Origin of the sequence: Escherichia sp. WS338 (genome assembly GCF_046486405.1) — a bacterium.
Lineage (GTDB): Bacteria > Pseudomonadota > Gammaproteobacteria > Enterobacterales > Enterobacteriaceae > Escherichia > Escherichia coli.
In genome coordinates, this window is sequence record NZ_JBJQLL010000039.1 from 18,348 (window position 1) to 28,793 (window position 10,446).

The following is a 10,446-nucleotide window of genomic DNA, read 5'->3' on the forward strand; positions in this document are numbered from 1 at the left end:
AAAAGGAGGCTGCCATTGTGGCTACTATCCCTACCCCTGCTCATCCTGAATTTATCTGGCGCTTTTACTCCTGCCAAAAACGTCACTATCACTTTGTTATTGCACCGACAGAAGATGAGGCACGTTCTCAGCTTCCGGATGCTCCCTGTATTTTCTCTGCCCGCTTTTCTACCGATTCGCGCAATTCTCTCAGTTACTGGTGCCTCCCTGTTAACGCTTCTGCTCAGGAGGGACTATGAGAACGTCATTAGTCACCCGTGAAGAGATGATCGAGGCAATTGAACAGCACACTGCCTGTATCAATACCAGGGATATACCGGGCGTTATTGCCAACTACTTCATGATCACCAAACAACTTTACCGGAGAAAGGACAAACACGCGGTTCACCGCATTCTGCTAACCGATATCCGTGAATACCTGCTCGAACAGGGTCATCTGAATTACGCAACCGTTGCAGCCGAAGCACGCAAGGAGGCACACAGAATGAAAGCAACTAACGTTAAATCAGAAAAAATTTATGCACCTTCAGTTCAGGAATCGGAACTGGTGGTTGTTCAGAATCAGCCGGATGAAATTCCCGTTCTGGAATGGCAGGGAGTACGTGTCGTGACAACCGAAACTCTTGCTAGAGGGTATGGGGTCGATGAAGCCAATATTCGCAACAATTTGTCTCGCAACCTTGACCGCTTTGAAGAAGGTAAGCATTACTTTCTTCTAACTGGTTTAAAATTAAGAGAATTTAAGAACAGAGTAACCGGAAGTTACTCTGTTGGTAAGAACGCCAGAAGCCTTACACTCTGGACAGAGCGCGGCGCTGCACGCATGTCTAAGATCGTGGACACAAATGAAGCATGGGCATTCTTTGAAAAACTGGAAGACAGCTACTTCCGGCAAAAAGAACAGCAACCGGTTGCAATCCCCCAGACGCTTCCAGAAGCTCTGCGCCTGGCTGCCGAACTGGCTGAACAAAAGCAGCTTCTGGAACAGAAAGCCCACCAGCTAAATCAGCAGCTGGTGGCCGCCGCTCCTAAAGTCGATTTTGCCGACCGGGTATCAGTAGCTAAAGGGATCCTGATTGGGAATTTTGCAAAGGTTGTTGGACTTAAGCAAAACGCGCTGTTTGCCTGGTTACGGGAGAACGGCATCCTGATAGCGTCCGGTGGACGTAAAAATGTGCCGTTCCAGCAGTACATCAATGCGGGGTATTTCACGGTGAAAGAAGTGGTGCTGGATGATGAAGATGGCTACCAGATACGGTTGACGCCTCAATTAACGGGTAAAGGCCAGCAGTGGTTGACGCGTAAACTGCTCGATGCTGGCTTGTTAAAACCGGTGGCGGCTGAATAATGGAAGAATGCCCGGTTGATGCCGGGCATAATTTATTGCGCGCTTTCGGGGTTGTCGTTTACTGGCTGCCCCTTCTTGGTTTTACGGCTGCGCGTAACTGATGCGGCTGACTTAACCTTTTTCTCTTCGCGAGTGATGGCAATTTGTTTTTTTACATTTTCAATATCTGCCAGGCGATATATTTTTGCTTGCGGCCAGCGGTCGCAGATGATCGGTTCTATGGAGTCATAAAGGCTAAATTTTGCTTTTTCGAATTCACCGTTGATGATAATTCCATCACGGAGAGTTTCATCGCAGATAAACACGCCACACAGTGGCACATGGTAACTCACTGATTTACCATCATTGTAGTTAGGGCTACTGGAAATGTAGTGGACGCGCAGCATTGTTTCGCTAAAGCCGTGTACGCGCATACGGAATTTTTCATCCTCTGGGTACTGCTTCATTAGCTCTTTTGTTGCTTCCAGGTTCTCTATGTATTTCGCACTGTGCTCATTGATCCCCGCGCTTTTTTGGATGCGAATGTCCTTATCAATCAGATGAATAATGCGGCCAGCGGTCATGTTGACGCTGTTCACAGCTTCTGTCTGATAAGTTGTAACCTTACGCACACCGCGAAGGATGTTAGGCACTGGATATAAAATAGTCTTTGGGATATTGAGGTCTGGGTACTGTTCCAGTTCCCGCGCCATTAAAGTCCATTTATCAATTTCAGCCTGAATGCTGTCAGTTTCTTTGAACGGCAGAACGACAACCGGGCGTACAGGACGACCGTCGCTGGCGGCATCAACGTGTTGGGCGCGTGCAACAGCTTTTTTTAGAAAGAGATCCCTGAAGCTGACGAACTCCTGGTACAGTTGTTCGCCGTAGACATAATTTATCATTGATCCTCCTCCAGAATTGACATGGCCAACAACTCACAGCGGATTACACTGGGAGTTGTTGGCCACCATTATAGAAGGATCCAACGAAAATAATAGATTTATTAGTGCATTTATTGTGAGTCTGGCTGGTTAGTGGCCATGAGATATTCGATTGTGTCAGTGAGATCATCCAGGTCGTCTTGGGTGATGCGGTACTCCTGATTGGATATCTTTGAGTAGTGTTCAGCAATGGCGCGGGCAGCGTCGGTTTCGGCGGGGTCTACAGATAAAGCGTTAGAGCAATATCTAACGTCGTCGATGGTTGGTGGAATGAAAGCCATAATTATGCCTCACTGTATTGACAACACAGAGCCTGAAGCTCTGACCTACTGTTTCACCCATGATCCATGCTGGGGTAATCTAACAACATTGCGCTGTGTGTAAGATGAGCAATGCATAGCTGTAATGCCGTTGTATAAGGTTTCCCTGTTTGCTCATTTCCTTCTGAGCCGCTCTACAACGCTGAAGACACATTAAATAGTGAATCCAAAGTCGTATTACGAAACGGCGGCAAAACTATAATTTATTAGAGCAATTGTCAAACAACTATGAAAAACAATCCAGTTTTTGGCTGGTGGAGTGGGATTTTTCTCTCAAAATTATTGCTCTAATAATTCTTGATTTTTATGCGCAGCTGGACGTAAACTCCTCTTCAGACCTAATAACTTCGTATAGCATACATTATACGAAGTTATCTTAAGGGTTATTGAACATGATCAATTTACCTGTAAATCCATACAGTTCAATACCTTACCAGGTCAAATAGTGATCACTTGATCATTTGATCAAGGTTGCGCTACGTAAAATCTGCGAAATGTTGGCAGTGTTAGTGCTCCAGATTTCGCGTAGCGCACTTAGCACCACCAATCAATCAGAGGTGAAAAATGGGATATTCAGCTGCTAAAGTGTCCACTCATCTTGAGCTTGAGAAAAACCGTGGTTACTGGCGGGCAAAAGGGTTTGATCGTGATAGTTGTCAACTGTCATTATCGCGCGGTGAAGAGAAAATAGAACGCACGCGCGGTCGCTGGCGTTTCTATGACGAGAACCATAAACAGGTAAAGGCAGAGCCGATCCTGTACACTTTACTTAAAACCATTATCTGAGTGTTAAATGTCCAATTTACTGACCGTACACCAAAATTTGCCTGCATTACCGGTCGATGCAACGAGTGATGAGGTTCGCAAGAACCTGATGGACATGTTCAGGGATCGCCAGGCGTTTTCTGAGCATACCTGGAAAATGCTTCTGTCCGTTTGCCGATCGTGGGCGGCATGGTGCAAGTTGAATAACCGGAAATGGTTTCCCGCAGAACCTGAAGATGTTCGCGATTATCTTCTATATCTTCAGGCGCGCGGTCTGGCAGTAAAAACTATCCAGCAACATTTGGGCCAGCTAAACATGCTTCATCGTCGGTCCGGGCTGCCACGACCAAGTGACAGTAATGCTGTTTCACTGGTCATGCGACGGATCCGAAAAGAAAACGTTGATGCCGGTGAACGTGCAAAACAGGCACTGGCGTTCGAACGCACTGATTTCGACCAGGTTCGTTCACTCATGGAAAATAGCGATCGCTGCCAGGATATACGTAATCTGGCATTTCTGGGGATTGCTTATAACACCCTATTACGTATAGCCGAAATTGCCAGGATCAGGGTTAAAGATATCTCACGTACTGACGGTGGGAGAATGTTAATCCATATTGGCAGAACGAAAACGCTGGTTAGCACCGCAGGTGTAGAGAAGGCACTTAGCCTGGGGGTAACTAAACTGGTCGAGCGATGGATTTCTGTCTCTGGTGTGGCTGATGATCCGAATAACTACTTGTTTTGCCGTGTCAGAAAAAATGGTGTTGCCGCGCCATCTGCCACCAGCCAGCTATCAACTCGCGCCCTGGAAGGGATTTTTGAAGCAACTCATCGATTGATTTACGGCGCTAAGGATGACTCTGGTCAGAGATACCTGGCCTGGTCTGGACACAGTGCCCGTGTCGGAGCCGCGCGAGATATGGCCCGTGCCGGAGTTTCAATACCGGAGATCATGCAAGCTGGTGGCTGGACCAACGTAAATATTGTCATGAACTATATCCGTAACCTGGATAGTGAAACGGGGGCAATGGTGCGCCTGCTGGAAGATGGCGATTAGCCGTTCATTTGCGCTTGATTGCTCTAATTATTTGACGTTTATGGTGACGCATGCGGAAGGATTTCAAAATAGACGGAAAATATGTGGTGCTGTCTGTAAGCTCTCAAATTCAGTCACCATCTGTCATTGTCACCGTAAAGTTGAGCGATAGGATGCCTGATATCGACTCGATATCTGTTGCGTTCCCCGTTAAAAGCATGCGGAGTGCTGAACATTTTGTGATGAATGCAACGGAGGAGGAAGCGCGGCGCGGGCTTACTAGAGTGATGGTGGAATTTGGCGAACTCCTGGGTAAGGTAAACAATGCCCTTTCAATCAGTTCAGCAAGATCCAAAGCGTTAACAGGGGAGCCCGCAGAATTCGGAAAAAATCGTACGCTAAGGTTTTCCGGGCATCCGTAAGGGCCGAAACTTCCCGTCTTCCAGTCTGCGGCTCTGCCGCCAGACGTAATCGCCGGTTAGGTTGATGTGCTCCCAGCCCAGCGGCGACAGGAATTGCAGCAGCTCGCCGTCCACCGGCTTGCCGGCCTCGACCAACCCCTGGGTGGCGCGTTCCAGGTACACCGTGTTCCACAGCACGATAGCCGCCGTCACCAGGTTGAGGCCGCTGGCCCGGTAGCGCTGCTGCTCGAAGCTCCGATCCCTGATTTCCCCAAGGCGGTTGAAGAACACCGCCCTGGCCAGCGAGTTGCGCGCCTCACCTTTGTTCAGGCCGGCATGCACGCGGCGGCGCAGTTCAACACTTTGCAGCCAGTCCAGGATGAACAGCGTGCGCTCGATCCGGCCCAGCTCGCGCAGGGCCACGGCCAGTCCGTTCTGGCGCGGGTAGCTGCCGAGCTTGCGCAGCATCAGCGAGGCGGTGACGGTGCCCTGCTTGATCGAGCTGGCCAGGCGCAGGATGTCGTCCCAGTGGGCACGCACGTGCTTGATGTTCAGGGTGCCGCCGATCAGCGGGCGCAACGTCGGGTAGGCTTGCACGCCCTGCGGCACGTACAGCTTGGTTTCGCCGAGGTCGCGGATGCGCGGCGCGAAGCGGAAGCCTAGCAGGTGCATCAGGGCAAAGACGTGATCGGTGAAGCCGGCCGTGTCGGTGTAGTGCTCCTCGATCCGCAGGTCGGACTCGTGGTACAGCAGGCCGTCGAGCACATAGGTGGAATCGCGGACGCCGACATTCACCACGCGGGTGCTGAACGGCGCGTACTGGTCGGAGATATGGGTATAGAACAGCCGTCCCGGCTCGCTACCGTACTTCGGGTTGACGTGCCCGGTGCTCTCGCCCCGGCCACCCGCGCGGAAGCGCTGGCCATCGGAGGATGAGGTCGTGCCGTCGCCCCAGTGGGCGGCAAAGGCGTGGCGATACTGGTGGTTGACCAGCTCGGCCAAGGCCGCCGAATAGGTTTCGTCGCGGATGTGCCAGGCTTGCAGCCAGGACAGCTTGGCGTAGGTCAGGCCGGGGCTCGACTCGGCCATCTTGGTCAGCCCGAGGTTGATCGCATCACCGAGGATTGCGGACAGCAGCAACGTCCTGTCTTTGGCCTCGGCCCCGTCCTTCAAGTGGGTGAAGTGGCGGCTGAAGCCCGTCCAGTCGTCCACGTCCATCAGCAGTTCGGTGATCTTGATGCGCGGCAGTAACTGGCTGGTTTGGTCGATCAGCGCCTGCGCCCGATCCGGCACCGCCGCATCCAGCGGGGTGATTTTCAGCCCTGACTCGGTGAGGATGGCATCGGGCAGCTCGTTGTCCTTGGCCAGGCGGGTGACGGTGGCCAACTGCTCGTCCAGCAGCTGCAAACGCTCTTCCAGGTACTGGTCGCTGTTCGGGTTGATCGCCAGGGGCAGGGCCTGCTCGCGCTTGAGTGCGGCGAACTTCTCGGCCGGCAGCAGGTAGTCGTCGAAGTCGCGGAACTGCCGCGAGCCCTTGACCCAGATGTCGCCGGAGCGCAGGGCGTTCTTCAGCTCGGACAGGGCGCAGATTTCGTAGAATTTCCGGTCGAGGCCTTCCGGGGTGATCACCAGCGGCTTCCAGCGCGGCTTGATGAAGGCCGTGGGTGCATCGGCCGGCACCTTGCGCAGGTTGTCGGCGTTCATCTCACGCAGGGTCTGCACGGCTGCCAGCACGCCTTGCGCGGCCGGCGCGGCGCGCAGTTCCAGCACCTCCAGCAAGGCCGGCGTGTAACGGCGCAGGGTGGCGAAGTTCTCGCCGACCAGGTGCAGGTGGTCGAAGCCTTCCGGCCGGGCCAGCAGCTCGGCCTCGCTGACGCTCTCGGTGAACTCGTCCCAGGAAATCACCGCCTCGATGGCGGCATAGGGGTCGCTGCCGCTTTCCTTCGCTTCCAGCAGCGCCTGGCCGATCCTGGAGTACAGGCGCACCTTGTCGTTGATCGCCTTGCCCTGCTTCTGGAACTGCTGCTGATGCTTGTGCTTCGCGCCGCTGAACAGCTTGACCAGGATGCGGTCATGCAGATCGACCAGCTCATCGATCACGGTCGCGGTGCTCTCCAGCACCACGGCGGCCAGGGTCGCGTAGCGGCGCTGCGGCTCGAACTTACCGAGGTCTTTGGGCGTCATCTGCCCACCCTCGCGGGCCAGCTTGAGCAGGCGGTTCTGGTGGATGTGCCGGCCCAGGCCTTCGGGCAAGTCCACCAACTGAAATGTCTTCAGCCGCTCGATGTGTTCCAGCATGTGCCGAGAGTTGGGTTTCAGCGGTGCCTGGCGCAGCCAGGTCAACCAGGTGATGCTGCTGCCGGCCTTGAGCTTCAACAGCTCGTCCAGCTTGGCCCGATGCGAGTCCGTGAGTGGTTCGACCAGGGCGCGGTAGACCCGCCGATTGGCTCGCGCAATGGCTTCCGAGCAGGCCCGGTCAATCACGCTCAGCGCCGGCAGGATGCGTCGTTTCTGCCGTAGGCTCTCCAGGGCCTGACCGGCCAGCAGCAAGCCTTTGTCGGTCTGCTGGGCCAGCTCGGTTAGCTCGCGCACCAGGGCGCGGAAGTCGGACAGGCCGAACGGGGCCAGTTGCAGGTAGGTGCGCAGTTCCTGGGCATGCTCGCGACGGGTCACGTCGCGCTCGCCGTACTTTGCCCAGCTCGCCGGCTCGGCCTGGACTTGCTTCGCCACCCACAGGATGACCGGCTCGGGCAGCTCGCTGTCGGTTCCCAGCGCGTAACCGGGGTAGCGCAGCAGGCAGAGCTGCACGGCGAAGCCGAGGCGGTTGGCGTCGCCGCGTCGCTGGCGGATCAGCGACAGGTCGGAGTCGTTGAAGGTGTAGTAGCGGATCAGGTCATCCTGGCTTTCCGGCAGCGCAAGCAGGGGGTCCCGCTCCGTGGCCGAGAGGATCAAGCGACGCGGCATGTGTCAGTCGTCCGTGCGGAGGTACTGGTAGAGGGTTTCCCGGCTGATGTTGAACTCGCGGGCAAGCTGCGCCTTGGGCTCGCCGGCCGTCGCTCGCTGCCGCAGGGTAGCAGCCTGCTCATCGGACAGGGCTTTCTTGCGGCCCCGGTACGCGCCACGCTGCTTGGCCAAGGCGATGCCCTCACGCTGCCGCTCGCGGATCAGGGCGCGCTCGAACTCAGCGAAGGCCCCCATCACCGACAGCATCAGGTTGGCCATCGGCGAGTCCTCGCCAGTGAACACCAGGCCCTCCTTCAGGAACTCGATGCGCACGCCGCGCTGAGTCAGCTTCTGTACCAAGCGACGCAGGTCATCGAGGTTGCGGGCCAGCCGATCCATGCTGTGCACCACCACTGTATCGCCTTCGCGGACGAAGCTCAGCAGCGCTTCGAGCTGGGGGCGCTGGGTGTCCTTGCCCGATGCCTTGTCGGTGAACACCTTGCTCACCTGGGTTTGTTCCAGCTGGCGTTCCGGGTTCTGGTCAAAGCTGCTGACCCGGACGTAGCCGATGCGGTGCCCCTGCACGATGTCTCCTTGGTTGAAGGCGGCTTAAGTGCACTTTCTGTTCCGTTGTGCCTCAAAGCCCATTTCTGTCAGGCTGAAATCTATAACCTTCGCGGGCATGTGTCAAAAAATGGGAAAGCAGACTCTATTCTGACGAAGCGGCGCGGCCCTGCCTGACATCAAGTTAGGGTATAGCCTAGATTGACATGCGCGATGCAACCCTTAACTTGCTTGCACCTATCGTTTCCATGCTAGCTTTATCGTAACGCTCAAGAAATTGGGCTTAATGCCGAAAACAATAAAATAAAACAGCCAACCCTTGAGGTTCTTATGCGCCAGAATTTACCAGTGACGGGTCGAAACTTAGAACTCCCAAAAGATGCCAATATTCTTTCGACTACCTCCCCTCAAAGCCATATCACGTACGTTAATCCTGACTTCATTAAAATCAGTGGTTTCACTGAGGAAGAACTATTAGGCCAGCCTCACAACATCGTAAGACACCCAGATATGCCGCCTGCTGCATTTGAGCATATGTGGAGTACATTAAAATCTGGCCGCTCATGGATGGGGCTAGTAAAAAATCGCTGTAAAAATGGCGACCACTATTGGGTAAGTGCTTATGTAACGCCAATAGCTAAGAATGGTTCGATTGTTGAATACCAGTCTGTAAGGACCAAGCCTGAACCTGAGCAGGTTTTGGCTGCGGAAAAATTATATGCTCAATTGAGAAGCGGGAAGGCCGCGAGGCCGAAATTGGCTGCTAGCTTTTCCGTGAAAATACTCTTGCTCATATGGGGTAGTATTATATCAAGCGCAATGGCTGCCGGCATGCTTACTGATACATCAATAAGCAGCTTATTGTTACCAGGAATCAACGCCTTTACCCGCTGCCGGAGCCTCACCTCAATAGCACTCTCCGGCAGCCGTATTGTTACAGCGAATCAAACTGATAGCTGACCGATAGCCCAACGCCATAGTTACGGCCCGGCGCCGGTTCATAATAGCGTCCGTTGCTCTCGTTGACGATAACAGAGCCGACGTAGCGCTTATCAAACAGGTTATCAACGCGCGTATAGAGGTCGACGGTCCAGTTATCTAGCACATATTTATAGCCGGTATTCAGTGCCGTCACCGTATAGGCTGGAGCCTGCTCGCTATTGGCATCGTTGACCTGAATATCGCTCATATAGCGGACTTCAGCGCCAGCGTACCATCCCTCTTCCGGCACCCAGCCAAAGGAGGCATAGGCGCTATTACGTGCAATCCCCGGGATCCGATTGCCGCTCTGAATAGCATCGCCGGCGTTTTCACGGTAGGTCGCATCCAGCAGCGTCCACGCCAGTTTGGCGCGCCAGGCGGGCGCAAATTGCTGATCCCATCCCAGTTCGACCCCGCGGCGGCGCGTCTTGCCCGCGTTCTGATAGGACGTACGGCCATTGTCGCTGGCGGCAACGACAATTTCATTTTTCGTGTCCGTATTGAAGACGCTCAGGCTCGCCATCCCGGTGCCCACCTGCCATTTACTGCCTGCTTCAACGGTGGTGTTAGTGGCCGGTTGCAGAGCAAAGTTAAGCCCGGACTGACCATCGGGACGATAGGACAGCTCGTTAATGGTCGGCGTTTCAAATCCCCTCCCGGCAGAGAGGTAAACGTTCCACTGCGGCGTCATGGCATACTTCAGCGCTGCCGCCGGAAGCCACTTGTGATAGCTCGCTTCGCCGCTATCATCACCATTTTTACCTACAACATAACGATCGTTGGAATCAAACCATACCGAGCTATAGCGCGCCCCGGCGTCCAGCCCCAGGGCTGAGGTGAGCTGCCAGTGCGTTTGAATGTAGGGATCGAGGTTCCACATCAGGTTACGTTCGTTACGTCGCATATCACCTTTGGTGCCGAGATCGTAAACGCCGTTCTGATAAACAAAGTTCTCATAGCCTTTGCGCTGTTCGGTCATCGCCTCGTAATCAAGGCCGGTGGTGATGGCGTAAGGGATAAAACCGCTGTCATCGTGGTGTGTCCAGCGCGTGGCTTTGTTGAATAAATCAGATTTCGGGTAAGTCTCCCCCGTAGCGGGTTGTGTTTTCAGGCAATACGCACGCTTTCAGGCATACCTGCTTTCGTCATTTTGTTCAGCGCT

10 protein-coding genes and 1 pseudogene are annotated in these 10,446 nt (G+C 54.2%); 6 read left to right on the forward strand and 5 right to left on the reverse strand.

Going from position 1 to position 10,446, the window contains the following annotated elements; translation table 11 throughout:
• The first annotated feature begins 17 nt into the window (after window positions 1-17).
• Both ACJHWT_RS21775 and ACJHWT_RS21780 read left to right on the forward strand, forming a co-directional pair.
• Window positions 18-239 carry a host cell division inhibitor Icd-like protein gene (locus ACJHWT_RS21775; RefSeq protein ID WP_001361625.1) on the forward strand — a complete coding sequence of 74 codons (222 nt, stop codon included), beginning with the start codon at window positions 18-20 and terminating at the stop codon, window positions 237-239.
• Window positions 236-1,348 carry a phage antirepressor KilAC domain-containing protein gene (locus ACJHWT_RS21780; RefSeq protein WP_061352184.1) on the forward strand — a complete coding sequence of 371 codons (1,113 nt, stop codon included), beginning with the start codon at window positions 236-238 and terminating at the stop codon, window positions 1,346-1,348. The genes ACJHWT_RS21775 and ACJHWT_RS21780 overlap by 4 nt, the downstream gene beginning before the upstream one ends.
• Window positions 1,349-1,380: 32 nt before the next feature.
• Here ACJHWT_RS21780 and ACJHWT_RS21785 read toward each other — a convergent pair whose 3' ends face one another.
• Window positions 1,381-2,232: a phage repressor protein C1 gene (locus ACJHWT_RS21785; RefSeq protein WP_000611656.1), complete on the reverse strand. Its 852-nt coding sequence runs from the start codon at window positions 2,230-2,232 to the stop codon at window positions 1,381-1,383.
• 110 nt (window positions 2,233-2,342) lie between these two features.
• Complete coding sequence (locus ACJHWT_RS21790) at window positions 2,343-2,552, reverse strand: c1 repressor inactivator (RefSeq protein WP_127976846.1); 210 nt, start codon at window positions 2,550-2,552, stop codon at window positions 2,343-2,345.
• 603 nt (window positions 2,553-3,155) lie between these two features.
• Here ACJHWT_RS21790 and ACJHWT_RS21795 point away from each other — a divergent pair.
• Genes ACJHWT_RS21795 through ACJHWT_RS21805 form a run of 3 tightly spaced genes read left to right on the forward strand, consistent with a single transcriptional unit; the run spans window position 3,156 to window position 4,817 of the window.
• Window positions 3,156-3,377 carry a hypothetical protein gene (locus ACJHWT_RS21795; RefSeq protein ID WP_000542336.1) on the forward strand — a complete coding sequence of 74 codons (222 nt, stop codon included), beginning with the start codon at window positions 3,156-3,158 and terminating at the stop codon, window positions 3,375-3,377.
• A gap of 7 nt (window positions 3,378-3,384) precedes the next feature.
• Complete coding sequence (locus tag ACJHWT_RS21800) at window positions 3,385-4,416, forward strand: site-specific integrase (RefSeq protein ID WP_000067530.1); 1,032 nt, start codon at window positions 3,385-3,387, stop codon at window positions 4,414-4,416.
• 50 nt (window positions 4,417-4,466) lie between these two features.
• Window positions 4,467-4,817, forward strand: a complete 351-nt coding sequence (locus ACJHWT_RS21805; protein ID WP_410232357.1) for a lysogeny establishment protein — start codon at window positions 4,467-4,469, stop codon at window positions 4,815-4,817.
• Here ACJHWT_RS21805 and ACJHWT_RS21810 read toward each other — a convergent pair.
• Both ACJHWT_RS21810 and ACJHWT_RS21815 read right to left on the reverse strand, forming a co-directional pair.
• Window positions 4,794-7,760 carry a Tn3-like element TnAs1 family transposase gene (locus ACJHWT_RS21810; protein ID WP_410232358.1) on the reverse strand — a complete coding sequence of 989 codons (2,967 nt, stop codon included), beginning with the start codon at window positions 7,758-7,760 and terminating at the stop codon, window positions 4,794-4,796. The two genes, ACJHWT_RS21805 and ACJHWT_RS21810, sit on opposite strands and share 24 nt — an antisense overlap.
• Before the next feature lie 3 nt (window positions 7,761-7,763).
• Window positions 7,764-8,324, reverse strand: coding sequence for a recombinase family protein (locus ACJHWT_RS21815; RefSeq protein ID WP_001161490.1), 561 nt, complete (start codon window positions 8,322-8,324; stop codon window positions 7,764-7,766).
• Window positions 8,325-8,633: 309 nt separating this feature from the next.
• Between ACJHWT_RS21815 and ACJHWT_RS21820 the strand changes: the two genes are divergently transcribed.
• Window positions 8,634-9,263: a PAS domain-containing protein gene (locus ACJHWT_RS21820; RefSeq protein WP_013188478.1), complete on the forward strand. Its 630-nt coding sequence runs from the start codon at window positions 8,634-8,636 to the stop codon at window positions 9,261-9,263.
• On the opposite strand, the pseudogene ACJHWT_RS21825 reads toward ACJHWT_RS21820, so the two are convergent.
• Window positions 9,238-10,335: pseudogene (locus tag ACJHWT_RS21825) on the reverse strand (TonB-dependent receptor domain-containing protein); the annotation flags it as partial. The gene ACJHWT_RS21820 and the pseudogene ACJHWT_RS21825 overlap by 26 nt on opposite strands.
• Window positions 10,336-10,446 lie beyond the last annotated feature (111 nt).